The sequence below is a fragment of the Arthrobacter alpinus genome (assembly GCF_001445575.1).
In the GTDB taxonomy this organism is placed as follows: Bacteria; Actinomycetota; Actinomycetes; order Actinomycetales; family Micrococcaceae; genus Specibacter; species Specibacter alpinus_C.
Window position 1 is genome coordinate 2,535,117 of the sequence record NZ_CP013200.1, and the last position, 19,335, is coordinate 2,554,451.

The 19,335-nt window shown below is 60.3% G+C and carries 18 protein-coding genes and 2 pseudogenes; 11 read left to right on the forward strand and 9 right to left on the reverse strand.

Features of this window, described 5'->3' with window-relative positions; translation table 11 throughout:
- Window positions 1-238: 238 nt before the first annotated feature.
- Window positions 239-728, forward strand: a pseudogene (locus AS189_RS19400) (recombinase family protein); the annotation flags it as partial.
- A gap of 621 nt (window positions 729-1,349) precedes the next feature.
- Here AS189_RS19400 and AS189_RS11120 read toward each other — a convergent pair.
- Genes AS189_RS11120 through AS189_RS11130 form a run of 3 tightly spaced genes read right to left on the reverse strand, consistent with a single transcriptional unit; the run spans window position 1,350 to window position 4,092 of the window.
- Complete coding sequence (locus tag AS189_RS11120) at window positions 1,350-2,306, reverse strand: COX15/CtaA family protein (RefSeq protein WP_062293492.1); 957 nt, start codon at window positions 2,304-2,306, stop codon at window positions 1,350-1,352.
- A 14-nt stretch (window positions 2,307-2,320) separates the two neighbouring features.
- Complete coding sequence (locus AS189_RS11125) at window positions 2,321-3,091, reverse strand: ABC transporter permease (RefSeq protein WP_062288725.1); 771 nt, start codon at window positions 3,089-3,091, stop codon at window positions 2,321-2,323.
- Entirely contained in the window at window positions 3,088-4,092 is a 1,005-nt protein-coding gene (locus tag AS189_RS11130; protein WP_062293495.1) for an ABC transporter ATP-binding protein, read from the reverse strand. Before AS189_RS11130 ends, AS189_RS11125 begins: the two co-directional genes overlap by 4 nt.
- A 184-nt stretch (window positions 4,093-4,276) precedes the next feature.
- On the opposite strand from AS189_RS11130, the gene AS189_RS11135 reads away from it, so the two are divergent.
- From AS189_RS11135 to AS189_RS11160, 6 genes are read left to right on the forward strand one after another with little or no spacing between them, the layout of a single operon-like run.
- Window positions 4,277-5,050, forward strand: coding sequence for a helix-turn-helix transcriptional regulator (locus tag AS189_RS11135; RefSeq protein WP_062288728.1), 774 nt, complete (start codon window positions 4,277-4,279; stop codon window positions 5,048-5,050).
- Complete coding sequence (sufB, locus tag AS189_RS11140) at window positions 5,050-6,525, forward strand: Fe-S cluster assembly protein SufB (protein ID WP_062288731.1); 1,476 nt, start codon at window positions 5,050-5,052, stop codon at window positions 6,523-6,525. The genes AS189_RS11135 and sufB overlap by 1 nt, the downstream gene beginning before the upstream one ends.
- On the forward strand, window positions 6,526-7,842 hold the full coding sequence (gene sufD, locus AS189_RS11145) for a Fe-S cluster assembly protein SufD (protein ID WP_062288734.1): 1,317 nt from the start codon (window positions 6,526-6,528) through the stop codon (window positions 7,840-7,842).
- Window positions 7,839-8,195 (forward strand): non-heme iron oxygenase ferredoxin subunit, encoded by a 357-nt coding sequence (locus AS189_RS11150; RefSeq protein ID WP_062288736.1) that lies wholly within the window; start codon window positions 7,839-7,841, stop codon window positions 8,193-8,195. Before sufD ends, AS189_RS11150 begins: the two co-directional genes overlap by 4 nt.
- A gap of 41 nt (window positions 8,196-8,236) precedes the next feature.
- Entirely contained in the window at window positions 8,237-9,004 is a 768-nt protein-coding gene (gene sufC / locus AS189_RS11155; protein ID WP_062288740.1) for a Fe-S cluster assembly ATPase SufC, read from the forward strand.
- A 19-nt stretch (window positions 9,005-9,023) separates the two neighbouring features.
- Window positions 9,024-9,374, forward strand: coding sequence for a metal-sulfur cluster assembly factor (locus AS189_RS11160; protein ID WP_062288743.1), 351 nt, complete (start codon window positions 9,024-9,026; stop codon window positions 9,372-9,374).
- A gap of 122 nt (window positions 9,375-9,496) precedes the next feature.
- On the opposite strand, the gene ypfJ is transcribed toward AS189_RS11160, so the two are convergent.
- Complete coding sequence (gene ypfJ / locus AS189_RS11165; RefSeq protein ID WP_062288746.1) at window positions 9,497-10,402, reverse strand: KPN_02809 family neutral zinc metallopeptidase; 906 nt, start codon at window positions 10,400-10,402, stop codon at window positions 9,497-9,499.
- A 94-nt stretch (window positions 10,403-10,496) separates the two neighbouring features.
- On the opposite strand from ypfJ, the gene AS189_RS21010 reads away from it, so the two are divergent.
- From AS189_RS21010 to AS189_RS11180, 3 genes are read left to right on the forward strand one after another with little or no spacing between them, the layout of a single operon-like run.
- Window positions 10,497-11,201, forward strand: coding sequence for an AMP-binding protein (locus AS189_RS21010; RefSeq protein ID WP_062288749.1), 705 nt, complete (start codon window positions 10,497-10,499; stop codon window positions 11,199-11,201).
- A gap of 17 nt (window positions 11,202-11,218) precedes the next feature.
- The gene (locus AS189_RS21015) at window positions 11,219-11,938 is read left to right on the forward strand and encodes a class I adenylate-forming enzyme family protein (RefSeq protein WP_062288751.1); all 720 of its coding nucleotides are present in this window, start codon (window positions 11,219-11,221) and stop codon (window positions 11,936-11,938) included.
- Window positions 11,919-13,196 carry a thiolase family protein gene (locus tag AS189_RS11180; protein ID WP_237759823.1) on the forward strand — a complete coding sequence of 426 codons (1,278 nt, stop codon included), beginning with the start codon at window positions 11,919-11,921 and terminating at the stop codon, window positions 13,194-13,196. The genes AS189_RS21015 and AS189_RS11180 overlap by 20 nt, the downstream gene beginning before the upstream one ends.
- Before the next feature lie 346 nt (window positions 13,197-13,542).
- On the opposite strand, the gene AS189_RS11190 is transcribed toward AS189_RS11180, so the two are convergent.
- The 5 genes from AS189_RS11190 to AS189_RS11210 all read right to left on the reverse strand — a co-directional run bounded on the left by AS189_RS11190 (window position 13,543) and on the right by AS189_RS11210 (window position 17,416).
- Entirely contained in the window at window positions 13,543-13,926 is a 384-nt protein-coding gene (locus AS189_RS11190) for a GNAT family N-acetyltransferase (RefSeq protein ID WP_202814084.1), read from the reverse strand.
- A gap of 148 nt (window positions 13,927-14,074) precedes the next feature.
- Entirely contained in the window at window positions 14,075-14,383 is a 309-nt protein-coding gene (locus tag AS189_RS20490) for a hypothetical protein (protein ID WP_062288760.1), read from the reverse strand.
- A 977-nt stretch (window positions 14,384-15,360) separates the two neighbouring features.
- Window positions 15,361-16,050, reverse strand: coding sequence for an energy-coupling factor transporter transmembrane component T family protein (locus AS189_RS11200; RefSeq protein ID WP_062288764.1), 690 nt, complete (start codon window positions 16,048-16,050; stop codon window positions 15,361-15,363).
- Entirely contained in the window at window positions 16,050-16,745 is a 696-nt protein-coding gene (locus AS189_RS11205; RefSeq protein WP_062293500.1) for an energy-coupling factor ABC transporter ATP-binding protein, read from the reverse strand. Before AS189_RS11205 ends, AS189_RS11200 begins: the two co-directional genes overlap by 1 nt.
- Before the next feature lie 20 nt (window positions 16,746-16,765).
- Window positions 16,766-17,416 carry a biotin transporter BioY gene (locus AS189_RS11210; protein WP_082634242.1) on the reverse strand — a complete coding sequence of 217 codons (651 nt, stop codon included), beginning with the start codon at window positions 17,414-17,416 and terminating at the stop codon, window positions 16,766-16,768.
- A 150-nt stretch (window positions 17,417-17,566) separates the two neighbouring features.
- On the opposite strand from AS189_RS11210, the pseudogene AS189_RS11215 reads away from it, so the two are divergent.
- A pseudogene (locus tag AS189_RS11215) lies at window positions 17,567-19,164 on the forward strand (ABC-F family ATP-binding cassette domain-containing protein).
- The last annotated feature ends 171 nt before the right edge of the window (window positions 19,165-19,335 follow it).

Genomic DNA, 19,335 nt, shown 5'->3' on the forward strand with positions numbered 1-19,335 from the left:
CGAACAGGGGTCGGGGATCACGTAGCGCAAGCTTTCACCAAGGTGGTTCCCACCTCCGTGCTCTATAGCAAACGACCGTTTTTGAAACACCCTGATTGCTTTCCCCTTTGGCCTGTGACTGATCGTTCCGAATGGCGGCCAAATCGCAGCCTAAATGGCGACTCCGTCAGCATCTAACGTCTTGCACGACATCGGATTCTAGACACTTAGGTTATGAGACACCACAGGTCGGATTCTTAGAGTGAACCGGCCACAACTTGCCGCGTGCCTGAAAGCGCTACGTGACGGAGACACCTTGTTGGTATGGAAGCTCGACCGACTCGGCCGGGACCTGCGTCACCTGGTGAATACCCTCCATGACCTCACGAACCGAGGCATCAGCCTGAAAGTACCTTACCGGGGAAGGCGCCGCAATCGATACCACCACGGCTTCAGGCAAACTTGTCTTCGGGATCTTCGCAGCACTGGCCGAGTTTGAGCGGGAACTCATCTCCGAACGCACCATCTCCGGACTCGCCTCCACCCTCGCGTGCGGGCGCAAGGGCGGACGGCCCTGCAAGATGACCGCGGCCAAGGTTCGACTGGCCCTGGCCTCCATGGGACCACCTGAAACAAAGGTCGGTGACCTATGCGTAGAACTTGGCATCACCCGCCAGCCCCTCTATCGCCACGTTTCCCCGACCGGAGATCTCCGAGCCGACGGACAGAAACTCTTCAGCTCAAAGTAGGGTGTCCAATCTGGGGCCTCCTGTGCAGAGGAGTACTAAGCAGAAGTGACTTTAGTGCAGAGGAGTACTGAAAAACTAGTGCTCAACACTCGCCTGCACAACCCCGGAAACAAGAGGCCCCCTGTGCAGCCGAGTACTGAAAATGACACAGGCACTAGAACACGTCGGGGCAGCAGACCCTGGCTCGTTGAGGGCGGTACTGGCGTGCGCGGGTAGCGCGGAGTTGGAGCCTTGCCGACTGACTCTCACGTGTTGCCCTGTTGATTCGCCGTACTCACGTTGGGCCGTGAGCCCTTCCGGTCCGGGCCCGTCCGTTCTGCCGTCGTGTGTCCAGTTAATGTCGTTATGAGCGGTTTTCTGGGCTTGTAAGTGGCATTATCTGGACACTGACCGGGGAGTCAGGCACTAGGACACGTCGCGGCAGCAAGAATCGGCGCACGGAGTACAGCGCGGAGGGCAGGGCGGAATACAGGGCGGAGGACAAACGTGCATGAAAAAGCCCGGTGCCGATACCTTTTCGGGTATTGACACCGGGCCCTAAAGCAGCAGTCTGTGCAGGGGCTGTGCCGCCGTGACACTATCGGCCACGAGCCTCTGGGTCCGCGGCACTGGAGCAGGAGGCTACTTGAGTTGAACTTGGTCCTTGCCGCGGCAGAGCGCCACATCAATCATGTTGGTGGCGACGGAGAGCATGAGCGAGGCTCCGAACATGTGGACCACTACGAGGAGGATCGGGATGCCGGTGAAGTACTGCCAGTATCCAATAACGCCCTGGAACAGCACCGAGACGAAAAGGATCAAGGATGCGTTTCGGAGGATATCGCCCTTGCCGTTGCGCCATAGCAAAATGACCAGCAGCAACGCCGTCGCCACGAGCACGTAGACGGGGACGGCGTGCATGCGAGTCACAAGGTAGCCGTCCAATTCCATACGCGGCGAGGTGGCATCGCCTGAGTGTGGACCGGAACCTGTAACCAAAGTGCCCAACACTACTGCCAGATAACTGGCCACGGCGGCGATGACACTTAGCTGGCGGATGAGGGGCTTGGCGCGCGGAACGTCATTGGGTCCCGAAGCACCCGTACGGCCGTAGGTCCTGTTGACCATCAGCATGGAGACCACCACCAGCGCGGCAGAGACCAGGAAGTGCAGGCTCACAACATAAGGGTTCAGGCCCGAGAGCACTGTGATACCGCCAATAATGGCTTGGGCGGGGATGACGGCGAGCAGGCCAAACGCCAACCAGAATAGATCCTTACGTTCGTGGCGCAGGTTCCAGAGCAAGATCAGCAGGACCAAAGCGACGGCGGCGAGTCCAAAAGTGAGCGTGCGGTTGACGAATTCAATGACTCCGTGGATGCCCATCGCGGGCGTATTCGTCAAGGACTCCGCCGTGCACTTGGGCCAGGTCGGGCAACCCAGCCCCGAGCCGGTAACTCGCACCACACCACCGGAGATGATCAAGATGCCTTGGCCGATCAAGGAGGCGATGCTGAGGCGCTTGATGGCGGGGGTGATGGTCGTGGGCAATTTCTGGGCAAAGTTGCGCAGGGCTACTGCGGTACTGCTTTGACTCACTTCGGTGTCGCCTTTCAATTCCATTTGAACCATTTGACGGCGGCAATGGCGGCAGCCACGCCCCACGCCAGCAAAATAATGAGCCCCCACACATCGAGGCGGCTTTCAATCAGGGCAGCGCGCATCAAGTTTCCGAGAGCGCCGGAGGGCAGCCACTGCACGTAGGCCTCGAGGGCGCTCGAGAACTTACCGGCCGGCAGCACAATCCCGCCCACAGCTGCGAACAGGATCCAGCCCAGGTTGGTGATGGCCAAGGTCGCTTCAGGACGCACGGTGCCGGCAATCAGCAAGCCAATTGCTGTGAATGCGGCAGCCCCCAAAATGAGCAGCGGGATGCCCAGCAGCACGCCAGCCACCGGTGGGCGCCAACCCATGAATGCGGCCACGGTGGAGATCAGCACCACCTGCAGCGCCAAAGCGGCCAGCACGGCGATGACTTTGCCAGCGATCAATCCTCCCCTGCCCAGCGGTGTAGTGGACATGAAGCGCAGCACCCCATAACGCCGGTCAAATCCCGTGGCAATGCCCTGTCCGGTGAACGCCGTTGATAGCGCACATAGGGCAAGAATGCCCGGGGTTGCAATGGCAACACGGGAGTGACCCATGTCATCGAGCAGGGGAGTAGCTACCAGAGCAATCAGGCCCAGCAGTGGCATGACTATCATGAGCACCAGCTGTTCGCCGTTGCGCAGCATGGTGGCTGCCTCATACTTGCCCTGGTTCAAAATTCGTCGCGTCAAACTCGCCGCGTGTGCCGGCGGGGCGTTATGGAAAAGGGTGCTCATGAAATCACCGTGCTGTGAGAGTTGCGATCGGAGGAAACACGGGCAACTGTTGCGGCGCCGTCGGAAATGGCAAGGAATACGTCCTCAAGGGACTTGGATGCCAGGTGTACTGAGGTAGGCATGACACGCATTCGTTCACACCACGTACCAAAGCGGGCAAGATCGCCTGGTTCCAAGGGGCCGGTTAAAACGTAACTGCCGGGACGGGTCTCGGTGCAGTCAAGCCCGGGGCGTAGCAGAGCGGACACGTCCAAAGCAGGTGCGGCCTCGAACGTCATGGCGCGGTGCTCCATAGCCGCCGTGGACGTCTCGAGGAGTTCCTGAACAGTGCCGGCAGCCACAGATTCACCCTTGTCCACAATGTAGACGTAGTCGGCAAGCCGCTGGGCATCATCGAGTAGGTGCGTGGTGAGGATGATGGCCTTGCCGGCGTCGCGCAGTTCCCGGATCAGCTCAAAAACCATGATGCGCGACTGCGGGTCCAGGCCGGCGCTGGGTTCATCGAGAAACAGTACCTCCGGGTTGCCCAGCAGACTCGCGGCCAGTGCCACGCGCTGCTTCTGACCACCGGAAAGGCGGCGAATGTTTGTGTCGGAGAACTCGTTGATGCCGAGCCGCTCTACCAGGGCGTCCACGGAGAGAGGGTTTTGGTACAAGCCCGCAACATGGCGGAGCAGCGCAATGGGGCGGGCCGCCGGTGGCAGTCCGCCGTCCTGCAGCATGACACCCACCCGGGAGCGCAGTGCGGCGTCGGCTTTTTCCGGATCCTGACCCAGGAGCGAAATACTGCCGCCGGTGCGGGTTTGTAGGCCCTGGGCGCATTCGATGGTGGTGGTTTTACCGGCGCCATTGGCACCCAAGAGGGCCGTTACCTGACCAAAGTGAGCCGTCAGGCTAATGTTGGATACCACGCGTTTCATCCGGCCATCCAATGCCGGCAAGGGCCCCACGTCCTTGATGAGCCCGGAAATTTCCAGGGCAGGGGAAAGTGTCTTTGTCACGCGGCCATTGTACGCGAGCCACTTGGGAGTTTTACCGGGGGCCGCAGGGTGCCGCCGGTGCTGCAAGTCTCATGGGCTCATGCGGGGCTGTGGGTAGGCTCGCCTTAGTGGCAATACGCGCCCAATTACGACATAATTGTGTTGTCTAATGTTGTGCGTATTTTTTGACTGTGTGGAGGTGTTAATGAGTCAGCAAACAACGTCCGTGCACCCCACGGGTGTGGAGCCTGATGAGCGTACCCGAGACCGTGTCTTGACGGCCGTGCTGGAACATGGGCCCATTAGTGCTGCCCAGCTGGGTGAACTGTTGGGGCTGACTCCTGCCGCCGTGCGCCGTCACCTAGATTCACTGACCAAGGAAGGCCTCATTGAAGTCAAGCTGGTCAGCAATGCCAAAAGCGGGGCCGGGCGTCCCGCGCGTCGGTACGTTGTCTCTAAGCGAGGCCAAACCGAAATTGGCGACGACTACCTGCAGATTGCCACGCAGGCCCTGAATGAAATTTCAGGTATTCGAGGTGACGCCGGAGTCGTGGAGTTTGCACAACGCCGCTTTGCCCTCATGGAGGCCAAATACCAGCCTCTTGTTGATGCCGCTGGCGAAGATGTAGCCGCCCGATCCAAGGTTTTGGCCACAGCGCTAAACGCCGACAGGTTCGTAGCCACATCTAATTCGCTCAACAGCGGAACATCCATGGCCGCCGAACAGTTATGCCAAGGGCACTGTCCCATACAGGAACTTGCCAGTTCCTTTCCTCAATTCTGCGATGCCGAGACCGAAGTTTTCTCCCGGTTGATTGGCGTCGATGTTCGCAGACTCTCCACCATGGCAAGTGGTGGACACGTTTGCACCACACATGTACCTACGGGGCGGGCGGTGGTCCGCAAACTGGCAGTCATGCCAGCCGGTCCCCACAACCCCGTGAGCTCAGTTTCCAACCATCAGCAAGAAAGGCCGTGATGACGGATCAATTAGCGCAGGATGTTCGCGCCAATGGTGACGTGGCAGATGCCACCAACCACGACATCCTCGAGAGGAACCCCGAACTGGAGGGCCTAGGCAATTATGCCTTTGGCTGGTCAGATAAAAACGCGGCCAGCGACAATGCCCGCCGCGGCCTGAGCGAAGAGGTCGTTCGCGACATCTCCGCCAAGAAGAACGAACCGCAGTGGATGCTGGACATGCGTCTCAAGGGCCTGAAGTACTTCGACCGCAAGCCCATGCCCACCTGGGGTGCAGACCTCTCCGGCATTGACTTCGATAACATCAAGTACTTTGTGCGTTCCACGGAGAAGCAGGCCGGATCTTGGGAAGAACTCCCCGAAGACATCCGCAATACTTACGAGAAGCTGGGTATCCCCGAGGCTGAGCGTAACCGCTTGGTGGGTGGCGTGACCGCCCAGTATGAGTCCGAGGTTGTGTACCACCAGATCCGTGAGGACCTGGAAGCCCAGGGCGTTATCTTCACCGACACCGACACCGCACTGCGCGAATACCCGGAGATCTTCCAGGAATACTTCGGCACCATGATTCCTGTGGGCGATAACAAGTTCGCCTCGCTGAACACGGCCGTCTGGTCCGGTGGCTCCTTCGTCTACGTCCCCAAGGGCGTCCACGTGGAAATCCCGCTGCAGGCCTACTTCCGTATTAACACCGAGAACATGGGCCAGTTTGAGCGCACGCTCATCATTGCCGATGAAGGCAGCTACGTGCACTACATCGAAGGTTGCACGGCTCCGATTTACACTTCGGATTCACTGCACTCGGCTGTTGTGGAAATTGTGGTCAAGAAGAACGCCCGCGTTCGCTACACCACCATCCAAAACTGGTCCAACAACGTGTACAACTTGGTGACCAAGCGCGCCATTGCACACGAGGGCGCCACCATGGAGTGGGTCGATGGCAACATCGGTTCCAAGGTCACCATGAAGTACCCGGCCGTCTACCTCGTGGGCGAGCACGCCAAGGGTGAGACGCTCTCGGTTGCTTTTGCCGGTGAAGGTCAGCACCAGGACACCGGATCCAAGATGGTCCACATTGCCCCGAACACGCAGTCCTCGATCATCTCGAAGTCTGTAGCTCGAGGTGGCGGACGTGCCGCGTACCGCGGTCTGGTCCAGATCCGTGAAGGTGCCACGCACTCGGCCAACACGGTTCGTTGCGACGCGCTGCTGGTGGACAACATCTCCCGCTCGGACACTTACCCCTACGTGGACGTTCGTGAAGACGATGTCTCCATGGGCCACGAGGCCACCGTGTCCAAGGTCAGCGAAGAGCAGCTGTTCTACCTGCAGTCCCGCGGCATGCCCGAGGACGAGGCAATGGCCATGATTGTGCGCGGTTTCATCGAGCCGATCGCCAAGGAATTGCCCATGGAATACGCACTCGAATTGAACCGCCTGATCGAACTGCAGATGGAAGGGGCCGTCGGCTAAATGACCGAGCTCACGCAAGAACACGCAACAGATTCAAAAGTTTGGTCGCAGGACTTCATCAAGGGCATGACCGAAGAAGGCGAAAGCCTCTCCGAGATCAACCCCGAGTCAGGTCCCCTCGGCGGTAGCGCCGCCAAGGCCCACAGCCACGGCGGCGACAGCCACGGTGGCGGCATTGGCGTCCCGGACAGCTCACGCGCCGGCCGCCTGACCTCCTACAACCTTGCCGACTTCCCGGCCATTACCGGCCGGGAAGAAGAGTGGCGCTTCACCCCGCTGAAGCGTCTGCGCGGTCTGGACCGTGTAGGCATCAAGGGTGTCGAGCTCAACGGTCCCGCACCGTTGGTTGAGGTGTCGGCGCCCGACGGCGTCACGGTTGAGACCGTGGGGCGCGATGACGCACGCATCGGTACCGCAGGCATCCCGGAAGACCGTGTGGCTGCTGCCGCATGGGAAAACTTCAGTGAAGCCACCATTGTCACCTTGCCGGCAGAATTCGCTGGCAACGCAGACAACGTCACCACCTTGACCCTCACCGGTCAGGGCGATGCCCCCGCAGCTTCGCACGTCGTCGTTATTGCCAAGAAGTTCGCCACTGGCGTTGTTGTCTTGGATCACCGCGGCACCGCCGTGCTGAGCGAGAACATTGAAATCCTTGTTGAGGACGGTGCCAACCTGACGGTTGTCAGCATCCAGGACTGGGATGACGACGCCGTGCACGCCAGTGCGCAGCACCTCCTGGTTGGCCGCGACGCCAAGATCAAGCACGTTGTCATCAACCTCGGTGGCGACCTGCTTCGCACCACCCCGGCCGCGCGTTACAGCGGTACGGGTGCCGATGTTGAGATGTACGGTCTGTACTTCGCCGACGCCGGACAGCACCTTGAACAGCGCTTGTTTGTGGATCACTCCACGAAGAACTGCAAGTCACGCGTCACCTACAAGGGTGCCCTGCAGGGCGATAACGCCCACGCTGTCTGGATTGGCGATGTGCTGATCCGTAAGCAGGCTGAGGGCACTGACACCTACGAGATGAACCGCAACCTCATCCTGACCCAGGGTGCGCGTGCGGATTCGGTGCCCAACCTAGAAATTGAGACAGGCATGATTGAAGGGGCAGGGCACGCAAGCGCCACTGGCCGTTTCGATGATGAGCAGTTGTTCTACTTGCAGGCTCGCGGCATCGAAGAAAGCGTTGCCCGACGCCTGGTGGTGCGTGGCTTCTTGAACGAGGTCATCCAGCACATCCAGGTTCCTGCCCTCGAAGAGCGTCTGCGCGAGTCCGTGGAACGCGAATTGGCGGCGACTCCACAGTGACTGATTCCTCCACGCCCGCCGGCGTTGTTGTCTGCCAAGCCGACGATGTCCAGGTGAAGTCATCCTTGCTTGTTGAGGTTGATGACTACCCCATTGCCATTGTGAGGGACTCCTACGGGGAACTTCACGCTATTGGGGATACCTGCTCACACGCGGAAATCTCCCTCAGCGAAGGCGACGTGGAGGACGGCACCATCGAATGCTGGGCACATGGCAGCTCCTTTGACCTATCCACAGGTCAACCTCTGACATTGCCCGCATTTGAGCCCGTGCCCGTCTTTGCCCTGAGCATTCACGGCAGCGACGTCTATGTGGACGTCACCAACATTCTTAACGGCGTCAGCGCGCAGTAGCGCCGCGGCCCGCACACAAACTTTTTAGGAGAAAATAGAGTATGTCTACTCTGGAAATCAAGGACCTGCACGTCAGCATCGAGACGGAACAGGGCATCAAGCCGATCCTCAAGGGTGTCAGCCTGACCATCAACACCGGTGAGACTCACGCCATCATGGGCCCTAACGGCTCCGGCAAGTCAACTCTGGCCTCCACCATTGCTGGCCACCCCCGCTACACGGTTGACAGCGGGTCCATCACCCTCGACGGCGAAGACGTCCTGGCGATGACCGTTGACCAGCGCGCCCGCGCAGGACTGTTCCTGGCCATGCAGTACCCGGTAGAAATCCCCGGTGTCACCATGACCAACTTCCTGCGCACCGCCAAGACCGCCATTGACGGCGAAGCCCCCAAGCTGCGTACCTGGACCAAGGACGTCAAGGCTGCCATGGCCCAGCTGCGCATCGAGCCCGAGTTCGCTGAGCGCAATGTCAACGAAGGTTTCTCCGGTGGCGAGAAGAAGCGCCACGAAATCCTCCAGCTGGAGCTCTTGCGTCCCAAGTTCGCTATCCTCGACGAGACCGATTCAGGTCTTGACGTTGACGCCCTGAAGGTTGTTTCCGAAGGCGTGAACCGTTCCATCGAGGAAGGTGGCTTGGGCACGCTGCTCATCACCCACTACACCCGCATCCTGCGCTACATCAAGCCGCAGTTTGTGCACGTATTTGTTGACGGCGCCATCGCCGAACAGGGCGGCGCAGAGCTTGCTGACCGTCTGGAAGCAGAAGGCTACGACCGCTACCTGGTTGCAGAATCGGCAACAGCCTAACCATCGCTAAGAAGGAATCATGACTGATATCAGCGAATCAAGTGCAGCCCTTGCTGCTGGACAAACTGACCTCGAAGACGTTGAGGAAGCGCTCAAGGACGTCATTGACCCGGAGCTCGGCGTCAACATCGTCGATCTGGGCCTGCTGTACGGCATGCGTTATGGCGACGACGGTGCTTTGCTCTTGGACATGACGCTGACCACAGCGGCTTGCCCGCTGCAGGACGTCATCGAGGAACAGGTGGAGAACTCTCTGGGTCCGATCGTGGACGAGTGGCGCATCAACTGGGTATGGATGCCGCCGTGGGGTCCCGAGCGGATCACAGACGACGGTCGCGACCAGATGCGTGCCCTCGGCTTCAACATCTAGTCACCACGTAAGACGCGCGCTACAGTTCCCTCGCGGGCAGTAAGATTTCCTCGGTCGCTAAGCGACCTTTGAAATCCATCCCCGCTCCGGGAACCGTAGCGCGCGTCTGGCATTAACGCTGCTCAGACCGTGGGTACCGCAAAGGTGTCGCATGCGGCCAGATCGGCACTTTGATAGCCCTTATACAGCCACTTTTGGCGCTGCTCGCTTGAACCGTGTGTCCACGATTCCGGATTGGTCCTGCCGGTGGCGGCCTTCTGGATCCTGTCGTCGCCCACGGAGGAAGCCGCAGACAGGGCATCGTTGAGATCGCTTTGTGCAAGCGGCTTCAGGAACGGTTGGCTGCTTCCTGGTGCTGGCTTGGTGGAGGCGTACCGCATCCAGATTCCGGCGTAGCAATCAGCCTGAAGTTCTGTGCGCACGGACGCCGATTGGGCTCCCTTGGGACCCTGCTGGGCCTTGCCAATGGTCCCGGCCAAGTCTTGAACATGGTGACCAAACTCGTGAGCCACCACATATTCCTGGGCCAGCGGTCCGCCGGAGGAACCGAACTGGGTTTCCAGCTGGGCAAAGAAGTCCGGATCAAAGTACGCCTTGTTGTCGCCGGGGCAGTAGAACGGGCCAACAGCTGAAGTGGCCGCACCACAGGCGGTGTCCACGCTCCCGGTGAAGATCACGGTTTTGGGTACTGAGTACTTCACACCATATTGGTTGAGGTAGCCAGGCCAGAAGCTGTTGAGTGCGTTGGCCGTTCCGAGGATGCGGCAGTCCAGGTTGGCATTGGCGTCCGCTCCCGTTTGGCAGTTCTCCAATGCTGAGCCACCCGACTGCTCAATGGCCGGTTGTTCGCCGGTGTCTCCCAGCATTGAGCTCAAAAGATCGGGATTGATCCCCAGCAGGGCTCCAATCAGCACCACGATGCCGCCGCCGAGCCCCAATCCCATCTTGCCACCGCGGCCCATACTGCCACGGCCTCTACGGTCTTCCGCTTGCGAGGGGTCAAGCCGCGCGCCTTCATTAAAAGTCATGGCTTTAGGGTACCGCCACTGCAGCCCCCTGTGGGAAAGCACACTGGCAGCTGACGGATTTCTCTAGCTCACCATCTCCTCTACGATGAAGGCAATGCCGTTCATAGATAAACTCCAGCACTGGGCCAAGACCACCGGATCTCGCCCTGCCGTCATTGTTGGTGCCCAGCACTTTGACTACGCCAGCCTGCTCGCGGCAGCTGAAACTGCCGCAACCTTGTCCGGTAGCGGATGTGAATCCGGCACTGGAGCGATCGCCGTCATCGATGAACCCGCAGGCGTGAACTTGGCCGTCCAGTTTTGTGCCGCCATACGCCAACACAAAACAGCCATGGTGGTGGATGCCAGCTGGCCGCAGGAGCTGCGCAAACAACTGACAGCCACCGCCCAGAAGTGGGCTAGGACCCACGATCAGATAATTCCGCCGTTCCTACTGGGGCTTTCCTCCGGCACCAGCGGACTGCCCAAGGCCTTCACCCGGAGCGCGGAATCGTGGCACGAATCGTTTATTCGCAGCACGGAGCATTTCGGGCTCACTCCCGCGACGGTCACGCTGGCACCGGGTCCCATGGCCGCGAGCATGAATCTCTACGCGCTGGGTGAGACCATTTTTGCTGGTGGAACTTTTATTGCGCTCCCGGATTTCGGCCCTGATACGGCACTGGCCGCAGTGTCAGCCCACCACGTCAATAGGCTGGTGCTGGTGCCCACGGTCCTGGAGCTGCTGGCTCGTCGCGGCGTGGCTACCGGGCAGCTAGCCCGGGCATCACCAGTATTGTTTGCGCCGGCTCCGCGCTGACCGGTGCAACGGCTGCCTTGGCACAGCACTGGGCACCGAACGCCGTGATCCACCAGTACTACGGCGCAGCGGAGCTGGGATTTGTCGCTGCCACAACCTTGGAGCCAGCTGTTAGTCCACGTGATTCCGACGGCGTGGGGCGCGCTTTTCCCGGTGTGCAACTGAGTATTCGTGATGGGCGGGGCAGGCCGGTGCGTGCGGGGGAACTGGGAAGCGTCTGCGTCAAGAGCCCCTATGTGTGCAGCGGTTACGCCTGGGGTGAGGACGGTCTGGCGTTTTCTGAGCTAGGGACCGGCGGCTGGTACACCGTGCATGATCAGGGCAGCCTCGATCAGCATGGAGTCCTTCACCTAGCGGGCCGTGCCAGTGACATGATCCTGTGTTCCGGTGCCAACGTCTACCCGCACGCCGTCGAACAGGCGCTCCGGCGGACCGGGCGCAGCAGCTCCACAGAGCTGGACGTCATTGTTGCAGGACTTCCCGATCCCGTGCGGGGCCACCTGGTCATTGCAGCTTTTCGCCCGGCTGCACACGGTTCGGGTAGGAACCACGGTGGCACCATTGATGATGCAGTGGCCATCCTGCGCACCGGTGCTGCGGGGCTGCCAGCAAGCCACCGTCCGTCGCACTACTACGAGCTGGCCGAACTTCCTTTGACGGGGAGCGGCAAAATCAGCAGGGCAGTACTGATCCAGTGGATTGTGAAAGGAGACCCCCGTGTCCAACGCCGCTGGTGAACTATTAGCTGCTGATGCAATAGGTATTGAAACTGGAGCCCACAACCCTGACACCATCGCGGTGGTATTTATGGCTAAGCGGCTGCCCACGGCCAAGGCCGGCGGCGCCTACAAGCATCACAGAGCACATGAGCTGGCTGCCGCCGTGATTGAGCATCTCGTTGCGGCCTCGGGTATTAACCCGGCAGACATCGATGACGTCATCGTGGGCAATGCCACCGGGGGCGGTGGCAATGTGGCGAGGCTAGCCGCCCTGACGGCCGGATTGCCCGATCAGGTTCCGGGACTGAGCGTTGATCGGCAGTGCGGATCGGGCCTCGAAGCGATCATTCTGGCCGCCAGATTGGTGCAGGCTGGCGCCGGTGAGCTCTATTTGGCCGGGGGAGTGGAGAGCATCAGCACAGCTCCGGCCCGCGCGCACAAGGCCGCTGACGGCTCCTTGGAGTTCTTCGACAGGGCACAATTTGCTCCGCTCGAAACAGGCGATCCCGACGCAGGCGTAGCAGCTGAAAACGTGGCACGCCACTATGGCATCACCCGCGAACGTCAGGACGATTATGCCAGGGCCAGCCATGCCAGGGCGCTCAACGCACAGCGCAATGGTGCCTTTGCCGGGGAGTTGCTGCCGTTCGCTGGCCTCGCTGAAGATCAGGGACCACGGCCCAAGCTCAGCGCGGGCCTCATGGCACGCTTCCCTCCGGCATTTGTTCCAGGTGGTACCGTGACTGCTGGCAATTCGTGTCCGTTTAGCGATGGGGCGGCGATGACTGTCGTTACTTCGCTGACTCGGGCCCGGGCGATGGCGAAGACTCTGGAAGGTGGTCCCGGAACTGTATTGGCGTTTCGTGCCAGCGCTGTTGCGGGCAATGATCCCAATCTGCTCGGGGTGGGTGCAGCGCACGCCATGGAATCGCTGCTGACCCGAAATGGAATGCAGATCGCTCAGGTTCGGGACTCTCTCATCGAGTTCAATGAGGCCTTTTCCTCCCAAGTGCTGGCTGTGGCGGACATCCTCGACCTCGATCCCGGCCTCTTCAACCACGACGGCGGGGCGTTGGCTTTGGGGCACCCGTACGGTGCGTCCGGGGCTGTGTTGGTGACGCGGCTGCTCGCCCAAGTGCAGCGCGAGGTGGGAGCTGCGGGTGCTGGCCGAACTGCTGGCCGGGATGCGTTCGCCATGATCAGTGTGGCCGGAGGCATTGGACTTGCTGCGCACTTCCAAGCTGTAAGCCTGAAAGCGCCACAGAAAACGGAATGAACCGGCGGCTGGGCCTGAGTAAGGTGCCTGCCCGCTGGGATCCTTCTGCGAAAGGCTGGCCGTCAGGATTGTTCGGCACGGTAGTCATAGGCGAAGGGTAAAAGATCGGAAGCTAGCACGCTCACTAATCCTTGCGGTGAATCCATGACCACGCGTATTTGTGGGTCGTACTCGGCAAGAATCTTCCGATCGCGTCCGCACGGGCTCTTCACGCCACGGCCATGATTTCCAACTGCCACAGTGTGGCTCAGCTCGAATGCCCCAGCGGCGCGGGCGGCTCCGAGTGTGCACACCGTCTTCGCCAGGACCGGCATCAGTGGTTGCGTCGATTGTCTCGCGAGCAATGTCAATGAGAGATTGCTCGATCGACGTCAGGGGCCGGGCTGCCTTGGAGCACGTTTAAGCGGAGGGGTTTTGTCAGCTGCTCCACTTCCATGACGCGGGTCAGAACGTCACGACCGATACCCAGGCCCTGGTATTCAGGGGCGATGTAGAAATACTCCAGCCACACCGCATCGGTCTCTGGGTGCATTGCCACCAGCCCGATGTCTTGACTGGCAGCAACAATGACTCGTTTGTGCTCGGGGATGAAGGCATCGAGGAAACGTTGACGAACTCTTACCGCGTCATAGCGACCAAGCCGTTCAAGGTCGGCACGCATGACTTCGGCCCGCAATTCCGCCATCCAATGCGCGTCAGGGGAGTCACTTGCTCTGGAATTCCATGTCACAGCCATACCTCTCATTTAGCCGTCTCCTCACTCTGAGGCCAAAATACGGTGGAAGCAGACACGTAAGGACGCATCACCTTCGGTGACGAGAAATCTGTGGTTTCCACCACGAACGTGGCACGTCCCCACGGACGAGCTGCTTGGAAGTTCAGACGTTGCCCACCGACGTATCCCAGTAAGGTGCCAGTCCATCGCGGTGCAGGAACATGCCTTCCACAATGACAAGTGCATCCTTTGGTGCCTGAACATAGGGGGCTGGTTCGCTTGGGTCTGCCCGTGAGTCATAAGACGACGGCGAGTAGCATCCATCACCCGTGGGACCAAGGGGCACGAGCACCTGATCACGTAACGCTGCGTAGTTGTAGGTGTCCGCCCAGAAACCCTCTGGTGACGTACGCCCTTTGGCATGCCTGACGGCGGAAGGGTTCAGGCAGTTGTCGGTGTGGATAACAATCACGGGTCGGTTATGTACTTCAACCACTAGCTTGGCGGTGAAGGAAGTTTTGCCACTGCCATCAATGCCATCGACTGCTGCTAAGCGGCGACCCGGGCCAATACGCTGAGAATCTCATTGGCCAGTGAGCGCATGAAATTTTCCATATCAACATGTTCCCATTCGCGAGATCAGTTGGCCCCGCAAGGACAGGATATTGGAGGCTACATGACGTCAATTTAGGGGTGCTCTCTGCCTCATCGTCTGGTCCTGGCGCCCATGACTAATCAGTAGAGCAATCTCGATGGGACTCTCTCAGAGGAGGAGCTCAGGTGGCTGATGGCTCGCGCCGAAGGCGGGGTCGGCCTCTTGCAGACTGCGGCCGCCTATGTTCACGAGGCAGGGCAGGGTAAGCCTGGTCCGCTTGGTATCTGCTCCGATGAACACCTTCCCGGGCGGGAACGCCTTGCCCGCCGGCGTTTCTGCTACCGGTGCGCGGTCCTCGGTGCAGGCCCATCACGGAGGCGTGCGCGCGGAGAAAACGCTGTCCGGTCTCGAGGTCGTGGGGCCGTGGGATGATGCCCAGACCGGCGTGCGAGGCATGACGACAGATGAGGTTCAACAGGTGGTCCCCGCGCGCCGGGAACGCGGCGGTCCGCACTTTCATAGTGGGCTTCGACTGTCAGCGGAACGTTACGGTTTGGTCTTTGAGGACAGGGTCCAGCTCGTCGGTGAGCTCTTCGCCAGCGGAGACATCACCATCCTCGACTTGTCATTGTGGGACGTTGCCAAACTTCCCGCTCATACTCCTGAAGGCAGCCGAACACTCCTGGAGCACTTCCTGGACCTGCCCCGCCACGGAACAGTCCTTCCCCGTGACGCGGGACCACCTCCGCTCGGAGAAACTCGCGGAGACGTTCGTGAGCTACTTCGCGAGCAACTGGCCAAAACTGGTGGAAGGCTAAGTTCATCCACTTCTCCGCGGCACGCTTCCGACGGCGTTAGGGGAGGGATCCGCCGTCGTGCTCCAAATTCTTTGGCTCGGCATCTTTTGGCTCGGGATCGCCGAGGCCACGTGCCGCCAGCGCCTCACCGGTGGCCCGGGCATACCCCACAGTAGCGATGACCACAGGCAGTGACCGGGCCAGCAAATTACGTTCCAGGCCGCGGGCACGGGCTGCGTCTCGAACATCGGCAAAGGCGCCAATAACAAACGGGATGCTGCGCAGCATCAAGGCAACTGTGAGCGAGAAACGTTCCGGATCGGCGCCGAAGCGCTGCAGGGGCCTGACCAGAGCGGCCAGCCCGTCCAAGAGCTCGTCCACAGGCGTGGTGGCAGTCAGAACATTGGAAGCTAGCACCGTGGCCACAATGGCGGCAATGACCTGCCACGCCGTCAACGCTCCGTGCTGCCACCACTGATACGCCGCAATAAGCACCAAGAAGATCAGCATCATTCGCACAGCACGCCACATCCGTTGCCAGGACAAGCCCGCAACACAATGGGCGGCTACCACCAAGACCACGGTTGCCGTGGTGGTGAGCGCACCCACCATGACCGAAATCAACGGCGAGGCCAGGCAGAGCACAGCAACGGCAAACAAAAGCGCTGCCTTCAGCGCCAGTGGCGTGCGGTGGATGAGCGAGGCGCCGGGGACATACCCGGCAACCATGAAAGCGTGGCCGCGCACTAACCCGCCAACTCCCGGTAAGCCGCAATGGCCTGGTGCGGATCGCCGTCGAACGCTACCTGGCCTTGATCGATGACCAAGGCTCGGTCAAAGCTGGCTGCCAGGGAGAGATCGTGGGTGGACATGATGACTTGCTGGGGCAGGGCCGTGAGACGCTGCATGAGCTGGCGGGTGTTGCGCAGATCGAGCAGCGTGGACGGCTCATCGAGCACCAGAATATCCGGGTCAACGGCCAAGACGGTGGCCAGCGCTGTCAGCTGCCGTTCGCCACCAGACAACTCATAGATACTGCTCTGAGCTAGATGCTCCAGCCCGTAGCTACCCAAGATGGCGAGGGCCTTATCCCGACGCTCCTTCTTGCCCAGCTTCTGCCGGCGCAAGGACAGCTCAAGGTCTTCCTGTGGAGTGGGCATGACCAGCTGCGACAGGGGATCGGTGAAGACAAAGCCCACGCTGCGGCGAACGGCGGGCGCATCAGTGTGGGTGCTGCGGCCATTCACGCTCACCGTTCCGGTGGTGGGCAGGAGCAGACCATTGAGGAGCCGTAACAAGGTGGACTTGCCGGAGCCGTTCGCACCAATGACGGCGATTCTTTGTTCGCTCAACGTTAGAGACAGGGGCGCCAGAATTTGTTTTGCTTGCTGTGTGCGGGGATCTGCTGGCGGAAGGGTGACCCCAGCTTGGGTCAGAACAATGCCGCGGTGTGAGGAATCAATCACCGTTGGCGGCGGACCAAAAGGTCAGGGAATGCCCGGTGCAGGCTCAGGGCAATGATTACGGCAAGAACGTTCTTGATGATGTCGCCCGGAAGGTAGAGGACATCGGCCGCCATGGCAGTCGGCCAGCTCATGCCCTTCATGACAAAGCCCACAATGCCAAAGGCGTGGATCACCACGGTTCCAGCCATCGCCGCTGCGAACAAAGCCGCGGGGCGCCACCGGCTGCGAACAGCCAACGTTGCCAGCAGGCCAATAACGGCGGCACCAAAGATGAAGCCCACAATGTAGCCAGCCGACGGGCTTGCCAGCACGGCCGGCCCGGCACGGAAACCACTGAAGATGGGCAGGCCAATCAAGCCCAGCAACACGTAGAGCCCTACTGCCGCGGTTCCGCGAGAAAAGCCAAGGACCAGACCACACAGGGCCACTACGAGTGTCTGCAAGGTGATGGCCACTCCGAAAGGTCCCACATTGATACCTGGAACGGCGACTGAGGCGGCCATGAGAGCGGCGAAAACAGCAATGAGGGAGAGGTCCATGGCGCCCCAGCGCCTGCGCGGTGAGCGAGTAGCGGGCACGCCAGCGGAGGTGATAGGAGGATGATTTCCTGTGGTCAACGTCTCATTCTTCGGCGTTGAAGAAGTCATTTTGGGGCCTTTCCATAAAGTTTTGCTGCAGGGGAGATTTTGTCTCCCGGAACCTCGTTAGACTGGATAGGTTGTACAACGCAGGTCTCCTCCATTGTGGGGAGAAATCGTTTCGCGGCACTTATCCACTTACTGTGAAAGGTTACTACGTTGATATCGGTCCAAGACCTTGAGTTACGTGCTGGAGCTCGATTGCTCATGGACGAAGTATCATTCCGCATCGACAGCGGCGACAAGATCGGCTTGGTGGGCCGTAACGGTGCTGGCAAGACCACTCTGACCCGTGTCCTGGCCGGTGAAGGACTGCCTGCCGGTGGCAAGGTCACCCGCACAGGCGAGATCGGCTACCTGCCTCAGGACCCCCGGACCCCGGACATGGAGCAGCTCGCTAAGGACCGCATTCTGGCGGCCCGTGATCTGGATAAGGTCATCGCCAAGCTCCGCAAGGCCGAGAATGACATGGCCAGCGAAGACAACAACATTCGCGACAAAGCCATGCGCCGCTATGACCGCCTCGAGGCGGAATTCCTGGCCCACGGCGGATACGCCGCTGAAGCTGAGGCCGCTGCGATCTCCTCAAACCTCGCCCTGCCCGAGCGCATCCTCAACCAGCCTTTGAAGACTCTCTCCGGTGGTCAGCGCCGCCGTGTGGAACTGGCCCGGATCCTGTTCTCCGGCGCGAAGACCATGCTGCTCGATGAGCCCACTAACCACTTGGACGCGGATTCCGTCGCCTGGTTGCGGGACTTCCTCAAGAGTCACACCGGTGGGTTGATTGTGATCAGCCACGATGTGGAGCTCCTGGACGCCACCGTGAACAAGGTTTACCACCTCGACGCCAACCGCGCCACGATCGACCAGTACAACTTGGGATACAAGAAGTACTTGGCTCAGCGTGAAACCGATGAACGCGCACGACGCCGCGAACGCGCCAACGCTGAGAAGAAGGCCGGCGTGCTCATGGAGCAGGCCAACAAAATGCGCGCCAAGGCCACCAAGGCCGTTGCTGCACAGAACATGGCCAAGCGTGCCGAGCGCTTGCTGGCCGGACTTGAAGAGGTCCGTGCCAATGACAAGGTTGCCGCCCTGCGCTTCCCTGATCCCTCACCGTGTGGCAAGACCCCGCTGATGGCTGAGGGCTGAGCAAGTCTTACGGCTCTCTGGAAATTTTCATGGACGTCAGCCTGGCGATCGACCGCGGATCCAAGGTTGTCATCTTGGGCCTCAACGGTGCCGGTAAAACCACGCTGCTACGCATGCTTGCTGGCGTCTCTCAGCCTGACACGGGCAAGATCATCCCCGGTCACGGCCTGAAGATTGGCTACTACGCCCAGGAACATGACACCCTGGACGTTTCCCGCACGGTTCTGGAGAACATGCGTTCTGCTGCCGGGGATATGAATGATGCCGAGGTTCGCGGAATTCTTGGTTCGTTCCTGTTCTCCGGGGACGACGTCAACAAGCCTGCCGGGGTTCTCTCCGGTGGCGAGAAGACCCGCCTGGCCTTGGCCACGATTGTTGCGTCCAGTGCCAACGTGCTGCTGCTTGATGAGCCCACTAACAACTTGGACCCCGCCAGCCGCGCGGAGATCCTTGGCGCGCTGAAGAACTACACCGGTGCCGTAGTTTTGGTCAGTCACGATGAGGGTGCTGTTGCGGCCCTGGACCCCGAGCGAGTAGTGCTGCTGCCCGACGGTGACGAAGACCTGTGGAGTCCGGACTACCTGGATCTCATTACGATGGCCTAGTTTTACCGGCTTAAGTACGACGGCGGGAGGTTCCCTAAGAAATTAAGGGAGCCTCCCGCCGTTCTTGCATGTGCGCCCGAGCGAAGAAGGTTTGGCAGAAGTCAGGGAGGATGTGGTTGGGCCCACGCTCACCAGGTTCCCAGGAAATCGCGCCAGCGATTTGCTGGGCCG

What these genes read in the sequence shown, in the direction of transcription:
- ypfJ (WP_062288746.1), bottom strand. Translation starts at nt 10,402, where the DNA reads ATGACTTTTAATGAAGGCGCGCGGCTTGACCCCTCGCAAGCGGAAGAC.
- sufD (WP_062288734.1), top strand. Translation starts at nt 6,526, where the DNA reads ATGACCGAGCTCACGCAAGAACACGCAACAGATTCAAAAGTTTGGTCG.
- AS189_RS11160 (WP_062288743.1), top strand. Translation starts at nt 9,024, where the DNA reads ATGACTGATATCAGCGAATCAAGTGCAGCCCTTGCTGCTGGACAAACT.
- AS189_RS11135 (WP_062288728.1), top strand. Translation starts at nt 4,277, where the DNA reads ATGAGTCAGCAAACAACGTCCGTGCACCCCACGGGTGTGGAGCCTGAT.
- sufB (WP_062288731.1), top strand. Translation starts at nt 5,050, where the DNA reads ATGACGGATCAATTAGCGCAGGATGTTCGCGCCAATGGTGACGTGGCA.
- AS189_RS11210 (WP_082634242.1), bottom strand. Translation starts at nt 17,416, where the DNA reads ATGACTTCTTCAACGCCGAAGAATGAGACGTTGACCACAGGAAATCAT.
- AS189_RS21010 (WP_062288749.1), top strand. Translation starts at nt 10,497, where the DNA reads ATGCCGTTCATAGATAAACTCCAGCACTGGGCCAAGACCACCGGATCT.
- AS189_RS11125 (WP_062288725.1), bottom strand. Translation starts at nt 3,091, where the DNA reads ATGAGCACCCTTTTCCATAACGCCCCGCCGGCACACGCGGCGAGTTTG.
- sufC (WP_062288740.1), top strand. Translation starts at nt 8,237, where the DNA reads ATGTCTACTCTGGAAATCAAGGACCTGCACGTCAGCATCGAGACGGAA.